General features: G+C 50.3%; 18 protein-coding genes. 14 read left to right on the forward strand and 4 right to left on the reverse strand.

Translation table 11 applies throughout. The annotated features are described in order from the left end of the window. Positions 1-9: 9 nt before the first annotated feature. Positions 10-795: a glucose 1-dehydrogenase gene (gene gdh / locus ICW23_RS15565; RefSeq protein WP_188154753.1), complete on the forward strand. Its 786-nt coding sequence runs from the start codon at positions 10-12 to the stop codon at positions 793-795. A gap of 45 nt (positions 796-840) precedes the next feature. Here the strand turns inward: gdh and ICW23_RS15570 are convergent, their stop codons facing one another. From ICW23_RS15570 to ICW23_RS15580, 3 genes are read right to left on the reverse strand one after another with little or no spacing between them, the layout of a single operon-like run. Further along, a complete protein-coding gene (locus tag ICW23_RS15570) occupies positions 841-1,452 on the reverse strand; it encodes a YcnI family copper-binding membrane protein (protein WP_060963597.1) in 612 nt (203 codons plus the stop codon). 12 nt (positions 1,453-1,464) lie between these two features. Next, on the reverse strand, positions 1,465-3,090 hold the full coding sequence (locus tag ICW23_RS15575) for a copper resistance CopC/CopD family protein (RefSeq protein ID WP_188154754.1): 1,626 nt from the start codon (positions 3,088-3,090) through the stop codon (positions 1,465-1,467). A 32-nt stretch (positions 3,091-3,122) separates the two neighbouring features. After that, positions 3,123-3,695, reverse strand: coding sequence for a DeoR family transcriptional regulator (locus ICW23_RS15580; RefSeq protein WP_047476249.1), 573 nt, complete (start codon positions 3,693-3,695; stop codon positions 3,123-3,125). 176 nt (positions 3,696-3,871) lie between these two features. On the opposite strand from ICW23_RS15580, the gene ICW23_RS15585 reads away from it, so the two are divergent. The 5 genes from ICW23_RS15585 (at position 3,872) to ICW23_RS15605 (ending at position 7,871) form a co-directional block, all read left to right on the forward strand. Beyond that, the gene (locus ICW23_RS15585; RefSeq protein WP_016937241.1) at positions 3,872-4,213 is read left to right on the forward strand and encodes a hypothetical protein; all 342 of its coding nucleotides are present in this window, start codon (positions 3,872-3,874) and stop codon (positions 4,211-4,213) included. Between the two features lie 182 nt (positions 4,214-4,395). Beyond that, positions 4,396-5,826: a PTS mannitol transporter subunit IIBC gene (locus ICW23_RS15590; protein WP_188154755.1), complete on the forward strand. Its 1,431-nt coding sequence runs from the start codon at positions 4,396-4,398 to the stop codon at positions 5,824-5,826. A 25-nt stretch (positions 5,827-5,851) separates the two neighbouring features. After that, positions 5,852-6,283, forward strand: coding sequence for a PTS mannitol transporter subunit IIA (locus ICW23_RS15595; RefSeq protein ID WP_012116817.1), 432 nt, complete (start codon positions 5,852-5,854; stop codon positions 6,281-6,283). 1 nt (position 6,284) lies between these two features. After that, positions 6,285-7,406 carry a mannitol-1-phosphate 5-dehydrogenase gene (locus ICW23_RS15600; protein WP_188154756.1) on the forward strand — a complete coding sequence of 374 codons (1,122 nt, stop codon included), beginning with the start codon at positions 6,285-6,287 and terminating at the stop codon, positions 7,404-7,406. Positions 7,407-7,475: 69 nt separating this feature from the next. After that, positions 7,476-7,871 carry a 3-hydroxyacyl-ACP dehydratase FabZ family protein gene (locus tag ICW23_RS15605; RefSeq protein WP_045926238.1) on the forward strand — a complete coding sequence of 132 codons (396 nt, stop codon included), beginning with the start codon at positions 7,476-7,478 and terminating at the stop codon, positions 7,869-7,871. A 39-nt stretch (positions 7,872-7,910) separates the two neighbouring features. Here the strand turns inward: ICW23_RS15605 and ICW23_RS15610 are convergent, their stop codons facing one another. Further along, entirely contained in the window at positions 7,911-8,075 is a 165-nt protein-coding gene (locus ICW23_RS15610; protein ID WP_016937237.1) for a hypothetical protein, read from the reverse strand. A gap of 127 nt (positions 8,076-8,202) precedes the next feature. Between ICW23_RS15610 and ICW23_RS15615 the strand changes: the two genes are divergently transcribed. The 8 genes from ICW23_RS15615 to ICW23_RS15650 all read left to right on the forward strand — a co-directional run bounded on the left by ICW23_RS15615 (position 8,203) and on the right by ICW23_RS15650 (position 15,197). After that, entirely contained in the window at positions 8,203-8,952 is a 750-nt protein-coding gene (locus ICW23_RS15615; RefSeq protein ID WP_188154757.1) for a Cof-type HAD-IIB family hydrolase, read from the forward strand. A 200-nt stretch (positions 8,953-9,152) separates the two neighbouring features. Further along, positions 9,153-9,917: a 5-oxoprolinase subunit PxpA gene (locus tag ICW23_RS15620; RefSeq protein WP_047476256.1), complete on the forward strand. Its 765-nt coding sequence runs from the start codon at positions 9,153-9,155 to the stop codon at positions 9,915-9,917. A gap of 22 nt (positions 9,918-9,939) precedes the next feature. After that, positions 9,940-11,154 carry an NRAMP family divalent metal transporter gene (locus ICW23_RS15625; protein WP_188154758.1) on the forward strand — a complete coding sequence of 405 codons (1,215 nt, stop codon included), beginning with the start codon at positions 9,940-9,942 and terminating at the stop codon, positions 11,152-11,154. A gap of 4 nt (positions 11,155-11,158) precedes the next feature. Further along, positions 11,159-11,953 carry a putative hydro-lyase gene (locus ICW23_RS15630; RefSeq protein ID WP_047476258.1) on the forward strand — a complete coding sequence of 265 codons (795 nt, stop codon included), beginning with the start codon at positions 11,159-11,161 and terminating at the stop codon, positions 11,951-11,953. A 28-nt stretch (positions 11,954-11,981) separates the two neighbouring features. Next, positions 11,982-12,713: a 5-oxoprolinase subunit PxpB gene (gene pxpB / locus ICW23_RS15635; RefSeq protein ID WP_188154759.1), complete on the forward strand. Its 732-nt coding sequence runs from the start codon at positions 11,982-11,984 to the stop codon at positions 12,711-12,713. A gap of 2 nt (positions 12,714-12,715) precedes the next feature. Next, positions 12,716-13,723 (forward strand): 5-oxoprolinase subunit C family protein, encoded by a 1,008-nt coding sequence (locus tag ICW23_RS15640; RefSeq protein WP_155816730.1) that lies wholly within the window; start codon positions 12,716-12,718, stop codon positions 13,721-13,723. An 18-nt stretch (positions 13,724-13,741) separates the two neighbouring features. After that, entirely contained in the window at positions 13,742-14,491 is a 750-nt protein-coding gene (locus ICW23_RS15645) for an IclR family transcriptional regulator (protein WP_016937230.1), read from the forward strand. Between the two features lie 64 nt (positions 14,492-14,555). Beyond that, a complete protein-coding gene (locus ICW23_RS15650; protein WP_016937229.1) occupies positions 14,556-15,197 on the forward strand; it encodes a GDSL-type esterase/lipase family protein in 642 nt (213 codons plus the stop codon). The last annotated feature ends 52 nt before the right edge of the window (positions 15,198-15,249 follow it).

The raw sequence follows: 15,249 nt of genomic DNA on the forward strand, positions 1-15,249 counted from the left end.
GGTTTGAACATGTACACGGATTTAAAAGGAAAAGTCGTAGCCATTACGGGAGCATCATCAGGATTAGGAAAAGCAATGGCGCTCCGCTTCGGACAGGAGCAGGCGAAAGTCGTCATTAACTACTACAGTAATGAAAAAGAGGCCCAAACCGTAAAAGAAGAGGTTCAAAAAGCGGGCGGTGAAGCAGTCATCATTCAAGGTGACGTCACAAAAGAAGAAGATGTGAAAAACATCGTCCAGACCGCGATGAAAGAATTCGGCACATTGGATATCATGATCAATAACGCCGGCATGGAAAACCCGGTTCAGTCGCATGAAATGCCGTTAAAAGACTGGAACAAAGTCATTAATACCAATCTGACCGGCGCTTTTCTGGGAAGCCGCGAAGCCATTAAATATTACGTAGAAAATGATATTCAAGGAAACGTCATTAACATGTCGAGCGTGCACGAAATGATTCCGTGGCCGCTGTTTGTCCACTACGCGGCAAGTAAAGGCGGCATTAAATTGATGACGGAAACGCTGGCGCTTGAGTACGCGCCGAAGCGCATCCGTGTTAACAATATCGGACCGGGCGCGATCAATACGCCGATCAATGCGGAAAAATTCGCGGACCCCGTCCAGAAAAAAGATGTGGAAAGCATGATTCCGATGGGATATATCGGTGAGCCGGAAGAAATCGCGGCCGTCGCCGTCTGGCTCGCTTCAAAGGAATCAAGCTACGTGACCGGCATTACACTGTTTGCTGACGGCGGAATGACCAAATATCCTTCATTCCAGGCAGGCCGCGGATAAGAAAAAAAGCGATCTCAGGCTCTTTAGAGCCGGATCGCTTTTTGCTTACGCACGTTTTTTCTTTACAAGCGCCGCGATCGAAAGGATAATCGCCGCAGCTGACAGAACGATGGCCGCAATATCAAGCGCAGATACGCCGGATTTGCTTTCTTCATTTGACTGTTCAGCTCCGTGCGCATCCGTCACGTTCGCCGCTTTTGTGATTTTCGTAATCGAGTGAGGCGTGTCGGCGTTCTCATCACCCGTCCATTCTACAATGCTGCCGTCTTTGTAGTATTGGTAGGCGTCCCAAGCCGCATCCGCGGTCTTTTCAGGGTTTTTCGCAACGAATGTGAACTGCTGGAATTGGCCGGGCTGAATGCCGCCGTCCTTTGCTTCCCAAGTGACGGAGACCGCCTTGTCATCATGCTTTGATACGGACGTTTTCCAGCCCGGAATCGGCTGATACTGCTGGAATTCAACGCCCGCGGGCATTTTCAGCACGACTTTCGTTGTCGGCTCATTTTTTTCCACAGGCACTTTCATTGTGTACGTTTCCCAAGAACCCGCCGCGGATTCCGCGGGTTTGACGGAGACATGGGCGCTTGCTGCAGCCGTAAAACCGGTGAGTGACAGGGTCACGGCAAATATGAATACGAAAGCCTTTTTTTTCAACATGAGATACACTCCTTAGTTAGTCGTTGAGAATACTTGGTTGATTTCATTGAAATCGCTTGTCAGTCCGTGGACTTTGATCTTCCAGTTTCCCTTTTCGGTGATGGACAGGTTGGCGGCTTCGAATATGCCTTCCTTCGTCTTCTTCAAATCAAAGGTGCTTTCATGCTGTTTGCCGCTGAAGCCCGTCTGATAAACCGTCACCGTAAATTGCTGAATGTCTTTTACCAAGCCGCCGTTATGATCGGTGACAATGACTTGAAATTCATTTTTACCCGGCTGGTTCGGCGTAATATGCAGGGACAGGGTTTCCCCGTTTCCGATCATTTCTGAGCCGTTAAAAGGCAATGGCGCGGGCGGCGGCGGGCTGGGCAGGCTTGTGAAGACGGCGGTTGTAAATAATACCGCAATGCCGATTGCCCATTCGGCCTTTATCGTTGCGCTGATGCTCCTTTTTCTGCGGAACTTCGTCATCCATACGTGAATGGCGCCGAGCGCAAGCATGATGACAAACAGCCCGATTTTCAAAAGGAGTGTCTTGCCGTAAGCGGTGTGAAAGAGTGAATCAAACGAACGGATAATGAAAAATCCGTTCAGCACACCTGAAAATAAAAGCACGCCGACAGAAGCGAACGCCCAAGGAGAAAAGCGTCTGACCGTTTCCCATGCGGCGGTTTTATCTGTTGTTCTCCACTCTGATGAAAGAAGGAGCACAAGCGCGGCTATACCGCCGGTCCATACAGACGCGGCTGATAAATGGAGAAAGTCCATCGTGATGCCGACCGCTTTTTCGTCAATAACTGCCGCATGCCCGGCGAACGCTTTTGCCAAAAGCGAAGCGAAAAAGAACAGCAGCGGCGCCGTCCAGTACGCAAATGAGCGGAAAGCTTTCTTCTTCAAAAGCGGGATCATGGACAGGGCAAGCAGGATAAATAGGCTGATCTGGATCATCCAGACACACCCGCCTGCCGTTTTCAGAAGCGTTTCTTTTACATAGTCCGGCTGAAACGCGGAACTCCAAGCGCCGCCCGCGTTTTCTTTCGTCTGGATCGGGAGCTGGCAGACAAGCGCAAGCCCCGTTAAACATAAGGAAATCACGAGCAGCTTTACAGTTCGTTTTGCTTTTGATGAATCATTTTTTCTGTACCAAAACAGATGAAAAAACGCCGTGCCGATAAACAGGGAGAGAGCGGTATACAAAATACCGCGGTCGATGGCCGCTTCGGGATGAAGCGCCGCTTGCGATGATGTTTGCTCCTGAAGTTCACCGCCGGCTTTCCCGATACTGAAAGGAATGACGCCGGATACCGGGTGACCGTCGGCCGACACCGCGTTCCATTCCGCTCTGTAAATATCATGCGGCAGATTTTTTTTCAAGGCCGCGGTCATGATGCGGGCATCACTTTTTTGAATCACCGTTTTGCCGGCATCGACCCGTTCACCGGATGAATTATAGACCTTAATGGAGTGGAAGCCTTCTTCAACCTGTTCATTAAACGTAATTTCAATCTGCTTCGGCGCTTGTTTTAATTCGCTGTTCTCACCCGGATTTGAGTTTGTGATGTAGGCGTGGGCGAAGCTTGTTTTCGGAATCAAAACAAGGAACAGCAAAAAGATGAGCCAGCGTTTGTTCTGTCTCATGGCTTGTGACACCGCCTTCCGGTTGGTTGTTGTTATGTCTTGCTGCAGGTGCATCCCTTCTGCCTGTCGTGTAAGATGATGTCCGCCGCCTCGTCAAAGGTGCAAATGACCCCGCCGAATCCTTTTTGAAACCGTTCTGCGTAATCACGCGTTGAGAAGGGAATCGCCTGAGGCCGGCAGCAGTGAAGGTCAATATCGGCATGGACTAAAAAGTAAGCAGAAGCGGCCGTCAGCGTCGTCTGGAGAAGAAAATCCTTACAAATGACATGAGACACTTCTTCCTTTTTATCCTCATACCGCAAAATCGCGCAATGAATGCAGCACATCTGCTCAACGGCTTGTGAAACAGTAATGAGCTGGACAGAATATGAATGCTGAATCGGCCGCAGGCAATAGCCGCATTGATTGGCGCTTTTTTCTGAAGCGGGCGGGAGCGTAATGCCGCCGGGTGTCCGGATAATCCGGTTTGCATCCGCCAGCTGATTGACGTCTCTGTACACGGTCATCTCGGAGACGCCGAATCTCTCGCTTATGTCAGAGATTTTCAGCGCGCCCTCCTCTTTCAGCCATTCAAGCAAGGTTTGCTGTCTGTTAATCGGAAGCAATTCTGCATCCTCCTTTTTATGCGAATGAGTGATGAACCTCCTTTTAAGAGTAGATGTTTTCACAAATGTGCACAAGAGCCTGATGATAAAATGTGTGAAAATATGTTGAACAATCACAAATGTAAAACGCGGAGACAGACTCTGTTATAATAGAAGAGTTGAATGGAGGAATAAATATGAAAGAAACGACCTGCCCGAACTGCGGCAAGCCGATTACAGGCGACATGGTCAGATCATCCATGATCCCGTGCCAGTTTCAGTGCGGACATTGCCATGTGAAATTGCGTGAATATAAAGTATCAGCTCCGATTATGGCTGTAGCCATTGCGATAACCGTGCTTTTGATTTATCTTGTGCAGATGGCCAGAACCGCCGTCATGCCGATGTTTCCGGCTGCGCGGTATGTGCCGGCCGCCATTTTTGCGCTCGTATGTGCATATCCGGTGTTTATTGTCAGTGAGCGGATCATTGCCAAACTCGTCGTTACAAAAGGACACATTATATACAGGAAGCGGTAAGACACCTTTGATGAGGTGTCTTTTTTTAGTTAAGGATTTGTCACAGTCTCTGTGCCAAACTCCTCTTTACTTTTCATTGAATGAGGATTGTAAGCGTTTTATGATGAAGGCACAGGGGCGAAAGAAAACCCCGTGTCTTATTTATTTTCATCTTAAGGCAGGCAAACAGGGAGGGAAATGATATGCAGCAAGAACAGCAAGCTGGCATGAAAGTAAAGATACAGCGGTTCGGCAGTTATTTAAGCGGTATGATCATGCCGAATATCGGCGCATTTATCGCATGGGGAATTATCACCGCGCTGTTTATTCCTGCGGGATGGTTTCCGAATCCGCAGCTGAATACATTGGTAAGCCCGATGATTACGTATCTTCTGCCGCTTTTAATCGCATATACGGGCGGAAAAATGATCTATGATCACCGCGGGGGAGTCGTCGGAGCGACAGCCGCCATCGGAGTTATTGTCGGAGCGGACATACCGATGTTCTTAGGGGCAATGATTATGGGGCCTTTGGGCGGTTATCTCATTAAACAATTAGACCGTGTGTTTAAAGATAAAGTCAGACAGGGTTTTGAAATGCTGATCAACAACTTCACGGCGGGAATTATCGGCGCGGTGCTGACGATTATCGCGTTTTATGCGATCGGCCCGGTCGTCCTGTCTCTTAACAAATTGCTGGCGGCGGGTGTGGAAGTCATTGTCCACGCGAATTTGCTGCCAATTGCAAGCGTTTTCGTAGAACCGGCGAAAGTCCTGTTCCTGAATAACGCGATCAACCACGGCATTTTAAGTCCGATCGGAATCGAGCAGGCAGCAAAAGCGGGTAAATCCATTCTGTTCTTAGTGGAAGCGAACCCCGGGCCGGGACTCGGTATTTTACTGGCATACATGTTCTTTGGGAAAGGTTCTTCAAGATCGACGGCTCCGGGAGCGGCGATCATTCATTTCTTCGGGGGGATTCATGAAATCTATTTCCCTTACATTTTAATGAAACCGATGCTGATCCTCGCGGCGATCGCCGGGGGAGCGAGCGGGCTGCTCACATTCTCGATTTTTAACGCGGGTCTTGTCGCGGCATCATCTCCGGGCAGCATCATCGCCATTTTGGCGCTGACACCGAAGGGAAGCTATCTCGGCGTGCTGGCGGGCGTCATCGTTGCCGCGGCCGTATCGTTTATCGTCTCGGCGCTTATTCTGAAATCGTCTAAAGCGGGAGAAGAAGATCTGACAGCCGCTGCGGAAAAAATGCAGGAAATGAAAGGCAGGAAAAGCGAAGCGGCGGCCGCATTGGCGGACAAAGAGGAAGAACAGGAAAACGCCGCTGATATTTCCGCTGACCAAGTAAGCCGCATTATCTTCGCGTGTGATGCAGGTATGGGATCGAGCGCAATGGGCGCCTCCATTTTAAGAAACAAAGTGAAAAAAGCAGAACTTGACATTGATGTGACAAATACATCAATCAATAATCTTCCGAATGACGCGGATATCGTCATTACGCATAAGGATCTGACTGACCGTGCGAAAGCGAAGCTGCCGCAGGCGGTGCACATTTCGGTTGATAATTTCTTGAACAGCCCGAAATACGATGAACTGATTGAAAGGCTTAAAAACTAATCAAACAGAAAGAGGGATTTTCATCATGGAAGTATTGGCTAAAGCGAACATCAAACTGAACCAGACAGTGAACTCAAAAGAGGATGCCATCCGCCTGGCGGGACAGACGTTGATTGATAACGGTTACGTGAAAAACGGCTACGTGGAAAAAATGTTCGAACGTGAAGAAACATCATCCACTTTCATGGGGAATTTCATTGCGATCCCGCACGGCACGGAAGATGCGAAGGATGAGGTGCTTCATTCAGGCATTTCCGTCATCCAGATTCCGGACGGGGTGGAATACGGTGAAGGCAATACGGCAAAGGTCGTTTTCGGTATCGCCGGAAAAAACAATGAACACTTAGACATTCTGTCAAACATCGCCATCATCTGCTCAGAGGAAGAAAACATCGAGCGGCTGATCAGTGCAAAGACGGAAGAAGAACTGGCCGCGATTTTCAGCGAGGTGAACTGACATGATTGCCCTTCATTTCGGAGCGGGAAACATCGGGCGGGGCTTTATCGGCGCTTTGCTCCATCATTCCGGCTATGAGGTTGTTTTTGCAGATGTGAATGAAACGATGGTCGGCTTTCTCAATGATAAGAAGGAATATACCGTGGAGCTTGCCGACGGCGGCCGGCAGACAGAAATTATCGGCCCCGTTTCAGCCATCAACAGCGCGGTGCAAGAACAAGAGCTGTACAGGCTGATCAATGACGCGGCGATCATTACGACGGCAGTAGGCCCGAACGTTCTCAGACTCATTGCCCCGTCCATCGCGGAAGGGCTGAAGCGCAGAACGTCCTCTGAGCCTCTCAATATCATTGCCTGTGAAAATATGATCGGCGGCAGCCGTTTTCTGAAAAAAGAAGTTTTCGGACATTTGACGGAAGGGGAGCGGGAACTCGTGGACCGGACGGTCGGCTTCCCTGATTCTGCGGTTGACCGGATCGTGCCGATTCAGCACCATGAAGACCCGCTGAAAGTATCCGTAGAGCCGTTTTTTGAATGGGTCATAGACAGAACCGGCTTTGCCGGCGGTCAGCCGGCACTTAAAGGTGCGATATTTACGGATGATCTTACACCTTTCATCGAGAGAAAGCTGTTTACTGTCAATACCGGCCATGCCGTTACGGCGTACGTCGGCTATCAGCGCGGATTAAAAACCGTCAAAGAGGCCATCGACCATCCGGAAATCCGGCGTGTCGTGTACGATGCACTTTCAGAAACGGGCGAGTACTTGGTGAAAGCGTACGGCTTTAAGCAAGCTGAACACGAGCAGTACATGAAGAAAATCATCGGCCGTTTTGAAAATGAATACATCACGGATGATGTGACAAGAGTCGCCAGATCACCGCTCAGAAAACTCGGAGCGAATGATAGATTAGTAGGGCCGGCCAAAAAAATAAAAGAACCGAACGCGCTGGCAGAAGGCATCGCCGCCGCCCTGCGCTTTGACTATCAGGATGATCCGGAAGCGGTTGAGCTGCAGAAGCTTATCGCGGAAAAAGGAACGAGCGGTGTTCTGCAAGACATTTGCGGTATTCAGCCGCATGAGCCGCTGCACGGCATCGTGCTCAAAAAACTCAATCAATAAGATGAATCCGCGTCGGGGGACGCGGCTTTTTTTTCTTCTGTTATAATGTTGGGGAAGGGAGGCTGTATGATGACTCAAAAGCTCTTACCCCACCGTTTTCCGTTTCTTTTGATTGACGGCACGACAAACAGCGAAGCCGGAAAATGGGCGGCTGCTTACAAAAACATCACTGAAAATGACTGGTTTATAACCGAATCACAAAGAGAGATGCCGTTTTCACTCGTCATTGAAGCGATGGCCCAAACGGCGGCTTGCGCGGGAATTACCGGCGGTGACAGCCTCGGTCTTTTATCCGCGGTGAAGAAAGCGGAAAGATTAGGCGCCGCTTTGCCGGGAGACCGTCTGGATCTGCTGTTTGAAGTCACGCGAACGAGGCGCGGGTTTGTATTCGGCCGGGCGAAAGCGTCCGTTGCCGGGAATCCGGTAGCGGAAGCTGAGATCAGCATATTTATCGCACCATCGTAAAAAAAAGCCGCCTCCAGCGGCGGCTTTCGGACAAGTTTGTTATTTTGTATCATAATCTCTTTCACTCTGTGAATTGTCTCTTTGGTCGTGTTTGTGTTTTTCGTCATTGGCGTTTTCCTTCAGCTCTTCCAGCGGAATCGGATCGGTTAAATCATGATGTTCAGGATTTTCATTCGGTTTGTTTTTCTGTTTTCTTTCTGTCATCCTCCATCACCTCAATATTTCTTTTCCTCAACGTGCTCCCCGCCAAACGTCAGGAGCGGTTTTTTGTTCCTGTGGGTCATATGTATTAAAATAGAGACGACTACATTATAAAAAGTGAGGTACATATATGCCGATACAAAGAGAAGACGCAGATATTAAACTGATCGCGATCGATATGGACGGAACCCTGCTCAATGACGAGCAGCTCATCCCGGAGGAAAACCGGCGGGCGATCAAGGAAGCGGAGGCGAAAGGAGTTCACGTCGTCATCAGCACCGGACGCACGCTGATGACATGCCGCGAACTGGCTGAGTCTCTCGAGCTGTCATCCTTTTTAATTACGGCAAACGGCAGCGAAATCTGGGATTCCAACTTTGAGCTGGTTGAGCGCAAGCTTCTTCATACCGATCATATTCAAAAATTATGGGATCTGAGAAATAAGCACAATACGAATTTCTGGGCCTCTACTGTCGATAAAGTGTGGAGAGGGGAATTCCCGGAAACGATTACGGATCACCAGTGGCTCAAGTTCGGATTTGAAATCGAGGATGACGATGTGCGGAATGAGGTGCTGAAAGAGCTGAAAGAAAACAAGGAGCTCGAAGTCACAAACTCAAGCCCGATCAATATCGAAGTCAATGCCCTCGGCATCAATAAAGCGGCGGCGCTGGCGAAGGTATCGGAAAAACTCGGCTTTACGATGAAAAATGTGATGGCTATGGGTGACAGTCTGAATGACATTGCGATGATTGAAAAAGCGGGTGTCGGCGTCGCCATGGGAAATGCGCAGGATATCGTAAAAGAAACCGCTGACTGGGTGACTGATGTCAACACGGAAAACGGAGTCGCCAAAGCGATCCGCCACTGGGTATTATAATAGAAAAAAGAGAGTCTCTGGATGAGGCTCTCTTTTTTGTTTGTCACATTAGTGACTAGGTCCATGGTAGGTTTTCTGACAAAGGGATGTTCAAACGTGTCAGAATTGATATAATTGAGTGAAATCCAACAATTCGGAATAGTCGTTCCGAATAGCGGAATGATAATCATATAAAACGTTTACAATACAGGAGGGAGCTTATGTTTCAGATTGACATCAATTGTGATTTAGGAGAAAGTTTCGGTGCATATAAGATCGGGATGGATGAAGAGATTTTGGATTATGTGACATCTGCAAACATCGCCTGCGGCTTTCATGCGGGTGATCCCAGCGTGATGCGCAAAACGGTTGCGCTTGCGGCGGAAAAGGGCGTGAAAATCGGCGCTCATCCCGGGCTGTTCGATCTTCAAGGATTCGGGCGGCGGCAGATCGCGATTACGCCCGAGGAAGCGTATGATCTGACACTGTACCAAATCGGCGCGCTGTCAGGTTTTTTAAAAGCAGAAGGTGTCGCGATGCAGCATGTAAAGCCGCACGGCGCTTTATATAATATGGCCGCCGTCAACCGCGGCCTGTCAGAGGCCATCGCTCAGGCGGTCTCTCATTTTGATCCCGGACTCATTCTTTTCGGGCTAGCCGGAAGCGAGCTGATTAAAGCGGGAGATCGAATCGGCCTGCAGACGGCAAGCGAAGTGTTTGCAGACCGCACCTATCAGGAAGACGGCACGCTGACGCCGCGTTCACAGCCGGATGCGCTGATTCAGGATGACAAAAAAGCGGTCGGGCAAGTGATTCAAATGGTGAAAGACAACACGGTGACATCACGTAAAGGACAAGCCGTAAGCCTGAAAGCGGACACCGTCTGCATTCACGGAGACGGCGCCCACGCGCTGACATTCGCAAAAACGATCAGAAACGAATTAAAAGCGGCGGACATTCAAATCAGTGCGCTTTCAAAAGACTGAGCAGCAGAGGGAGGAAGACAGCATGGAGCAAAAGAAAAACACAGCCGGAAAGGCTTCCGGCAAATGGTCGCTGCTTTTAGGCGCGACATTTCTGATGGCGACATCATCAATCGGGCCCGGCTTTCTGACGCAGACGGCCACGTTTACCAATACATTGGCGGCAAGCTTCGGCTTTATCATTTTAATCTCTATTATTTTGGACATTTTCGCGCAAACCAATGTATGGCGGATTATCGCGGTTTCCGGAAAGCGCGGCCAAGAGATTGCAAATATGGTACTTCCGGGCGCCGGTTATGCCATTGCTTTTCTGGTGGTGCTTGGCGGACTGGCGTTTAATATCGGAAACATCGGCGGCGCGGGTCTCGGCCTTCAAGTATTATTCGGAATCAAACCGGAGATCGGCGCTTTAATCAGCGCTGCGATTGCGGTTTTGATTTTCGTCATAAAGGAAGCCGGAAAAGTCATGGACCGTTTTATGCAGATCGCCGGAATTGTCATGATCGTATTGACGGTGTATGTTGCCGTAACGACGGCTCCGCCGGTCGGACACGCCGTTGTGAAAACTTTTATGCCTGATCATATCAGTGTGCTGGCGATCGTGACGCTTGTCGGCGGCACGGTCGGCGGATACATTACATTTGCCGGCGGCCACCGTTTGCTTGATTCAGGCATTCAAGGGAAGGAAGTCATTCCTCAAGTCACGAAAAGCTCCGTCACAGGCGTATTGATTACATCTGTTATGCGGATTGCCCTTTTTCTCGCCGTGCTCGGCGTCGTCTCAAAGGGCCTGCGCATTGATCCTGATAATCCCGCGGCTTCTGTGTTCAAGCTTGCGGCGGGAAATGTCGGCTATAAAATTTTCGGTGTCATCATGTGGTCTGCGGCTATTACGTCTGTCATCGGCGCCGCATATACGTCAGTGTCTTTCTTCAAATCGTTCTCGGCAAAAATCGAAAAGCATTCGAACGGCGTAATTATCGCTTTTATCATCGTATCCACTCTCATTTTTGTCACGATCGGCCAGCCTGCCAAAATTCTGGTCGCGGTCGGTTCGCTTAACGGTTTAATTCTGCCGCTTGCATTAGCGATGATTTTGTTGGGCGCTTATAAGAAAAAAGTCGTCGGCGACTACAAGCATCCGATCTGGCTGACAATCGCGGGGGCAATCGTAGTCGTTGTCATGGCGGTTATGGGCATCTATACATTATTCTCGCAAATGCCGCAGCTATGGGGCTGATGACATGAAAAAACATATGAGTGACATGAGTCCCGAAGAAGTCAGGCAGCTTATCAGAAAAGGGCGGATGACCGGGCCGACGGCGGGGTTGGCCGCTTCTTACGCACAAGCCAATCTTGTCGTTTTGCAAAAGGATCTTGCCTTTGATTTTCTCTTATTCTGCCAGCGCAATCAAAAGCCTTGTCCGGTGCTTGACGTGACGGATGCGGGTTCACCCGTTCCGGCAATAGCGGCGCCGGGAGCTGATATCCGGACGGACTTTCCGAAATACAGAATCTATCGGCATGGCGTGCTTACTGAAGAGGTAACGGATCTCACGCCATATTGGAAGGAAGATTTTGTCGGCTTTTTGATCGGCTGCAGTTTTTCATTCGAGCAAGCCCTTATCAATCAGCACATTCCAATCAGGCATATTGATGAAGGCGTGAACGTTCCCATGTATAAAACAAATATTGACTGTGTTCCGGCGGGCCCGTTTTCAGGAAAAATGGTCGTCAGCATGAGGCCGATTCCGGAAAGACTGGCAGTCCGCGCAGCACAGGTCACGTCACGTTTTCCCGCCGTGCACGGCGCCCCCGTCCGCATCGGGAATCCGAAAAGCATCGGCATCAGCGATCTGAATCAGCCGGACTTCGGAGATGCCGTAACGGTGAAAGAAGGCGAAGTTCCTGTATTCTGGGCGTGCGGCGTTACACCGCAGGCGGTGATCATGGAAACAAAGCCCGATATCGTGATAACCCATTCACCTGGGCACATGCTGATCACTGATATACGGAACGAATCGCTTGCTGTTCTGTAAGTAGAAAGAAAACAACGAGGTGATGACAATGAAGCAGTATAGCGGCAATACAGCGCTTGATATACAGCCGCACGGTGATTCCGCCGTTATCATCCGCTTTGGCGGGCACATCAGCGAAGAAGTCAACAGCCGGGTTCATGCGGCGGCCGCCTGTATTGAAGAACGGCCGTTTCCGGGCTTCGTTGAATGTATTCCGGCATTCACAAGCTTAACGATCTTTTATGATGTGTATGCCGTCTCACAAATAAAAAAAGGCGTCTCTCCTTTTGCTTTGGTCAAGAAAGAAGTGACAGAACGCCTCAGCCATATAAAGGCCGGCCGGCAGGAAGAGCGCCGGGTGATGGAAATCCCCGTTTGCTACGGCGGTGATTTCGGTCCTGATTTAGAAGACGTCGCTGAGATGAACGATCTGACGCCGGAAGACGTCATCCGCATCCATACCGAAGGCGAATATCTCGTTTATATGCTCGGATTTGCGCCGGGATTTCCGTTTTTAGGAGGAATGTCTGAGCGGATCAGAGCGCCGAGAAAGTCGTCGCCAAGGCCGTCGATCCCGGCTGGTTCAGTAGGAATCGCAGGGATGCAGACCGGTGTGTATCCGATATCCACCCCCGGCGGCTGGCGGCTGATCGGCAGCACTCCGCTTCGGCTTTTCAGGCCTGAAGAACAACCGCCGAGCCTGTTGAGAGCGGGCGATACTGTGAAATTCGTCCGGATCTCAGCGGAAGAATACAGCCGCATCAAGGAGGGAGCCGAATGAGCATGAAAGTGATGAAACCCGGTCTTCTGACGACGATTCAGGATACGGGCCGAACAGGGTATCAGAAATACGGCGTACTGGGCAGCGGCGCAATGGATACAATCTCTCTGCGCATCGCCAATCTTCTTGCCGGAAATAAAGAAACAGAGGCGGGGCTGGAAATTACGCTCATGGGGCCCGGGCCTTCCTTTGAGTTTTCAGAACCGGCGGTCATTGCAGTCACGGGGGCCGATTTCGCCTTTCATATTAATGGAGAACCAGCTCCTTTGTGGAAACCGATTTTGATAAAGGAAACAAGCGTCGTCTCATTCGGGCCGTGTAAAATGGGGAGCCGGGCTTATCTTGCCGTTGCGGGGGGATTTGACGTGCCCGCCGTCATGGAAAGCAAAAGCACGTATGTCAGAGCGGGGATCGGCGGCTTTTGCGGAAGAGCGCTGCAAAAAGATGATGAGCTGCCGCTCGGCGGTATGACGCAGTGCTCGGAACTGATCGCTGCCCGTCTGAGCGAATCTCCCGGGCAGCATGGTTTCTCAGCGCCTGATTGGTCTGTCAGCAGCAGAGGATTTCTGCCGCTGAAAAGAAATCCGGTCATTCGCGTGCTTGAAGGCGCTCAATTTCATGCGTTTACAGAAGAAGCAAAACAGCGTTTTTACCAAGAATCGTATACGGTCACGCCGCAATCCGACCGAATGGGCTACCGCCTGAAGGGCGCCCCGCTTGAATTGCGGGAGCCGCTTGAAATGGTATCTGAGGCTGTGACATTCGGGACGGTGCAGGTGCCGCCGGACGGCAATCCGATTATACTGCTGGCTGACAGACAGACGACGGGTGGCTACCCGCGAATGGCGCATATCATATCCGCCGATCTTCCTCTTGCCGCCCAAACGATGCCGGGGGAACATATCACGTTCGCTGCTGTTTCGCTGGAGGAGGCGGAAATGCTGCTGTTGGAGAAGGAACAGCAGCTGAAGGAGCTGAAAGCAAGACTCAAAATGGAATGGCTGATCTGACAAAGGGGATGAAAGGTCATGGAAAACAAAAACAAAACCGTCATCAAATCAATGGAGCTGCTTCATTTATTCCTGACCGAACCGAGCCTGAGCTTAAATGAGCTGGTTTCTCTATCGGAAATGCCGAAAACCTCGGTTCACCGGATGGCAAGTTCACTGGAGGAAATGGGATTTCTCACCCGGGCAGCGGATGGCCGTTATCAGCTTGGTCTGATCTTTTTACAATTCGGCCAGCTCGTCTCTGACCGTCTGGACATCAGGAAAATAGCCAAGCCAGTGATGGAAAAGCTGTGCGGTGAAGTGGATGAGGCCGTTCAGCTGATTATGAGGGACGGCGATGAAGCCATTTACGTCGATAAAATTGAGGGAACGCAAACCGTACGGCTTTATACTGCAATCGGCCGCCGGTCGCCGCTGTATGCGGGAGCGTGCGCCAGAAGCATTTTATCCTTTCTGCCGCGTGAGGAGATTGACACATACATTCAGAAAACAAAGCTTGCCGCAATCGCTTCAGGCACGATGACGAATCCGGCTGAAGTGCTTCAATCCATTGAAACGTCATTACAATCAGGATATACGATCAGCTATTCGGAATTAGAGGATTACACGGCAGCGATCGGGGCGCCGATTTTCAATCACGAAGGTAAGGTGGCTGCGGGAATCAGCATCGCCGGCTTTGAAGCCAGGTTTTCAGAGGACAGGCTGCCGTACTTAACCGAAAAAGTCAAAAACGCCGCTCGGCATATTTCTGAGAAATTGGGTTATTGACCGAGCCAATTTTTCTTCACTCGCGTACATTACAATATCGATAGTAACGAGTGGAGGAAAGAAAATGGGACTTGTTTATACGGCGCTTGGGGATTCTTTGACGACGGGAAGGGGATCCGGCCCGTTTTCCGCCGGTTTTGTTCAGCGGTTCGGACGTATGATGGCAGAAGATTTACAGACAAAAACCGACGTATCCATCTTTGCCAAATCAGGCCTTGAGACGGGAGAAATTCTCGGGCTTATGTCCTGGCCGTACATTCAGAGGCGGATTCAGGCTGCTGATATGATTACCATTACAGGCTGCGGCAACGATTTGATCGATTCGGTTCGGGAATATCAGCAAACATCGGACGCTTCGGTGTTCACCAGTGTGTCCAGTCACTGTCACGAGAACTTTGAAAAGATGATAGCCAAGATCACAGCCTTAAAAGGGCCGCACCCGTCTCCTTATGAGATCCGCGTCTTCAATTTATACAACCCTTTCCCGGGTATTTCCATTGCAGAGAAATGGATATCTTCTTATAATGCGCACCTCAGCACACTCGCATCGGCGCCGCACGTCAAAATCGCCGATGTCCACAGCGCTTTCAAAGGAAAGCTGAACGAATATCTCTCTCATGACCGCGTACACCCCAACGGCAGAGGATATGAAGTCATGGCATGCGTTCTCAGGGGGCTCGGATACGGAAGCCTCGCCCGCTCATAAACCGCGCGCTCCTTTTCATCGGGAGCGCGCTTTTTGTTCTCCTTAAAACAAA

This window comes from Bacillus sp. 1021 (assembly GCF_014534735.1).
In the GTDB taxonomy this organism is placed as follows: domain Bacteria; phylum Bacillota; class Bacilli; order Bacillales; family Bacillaceae; genus Bacillus; species Bacillus siamensis.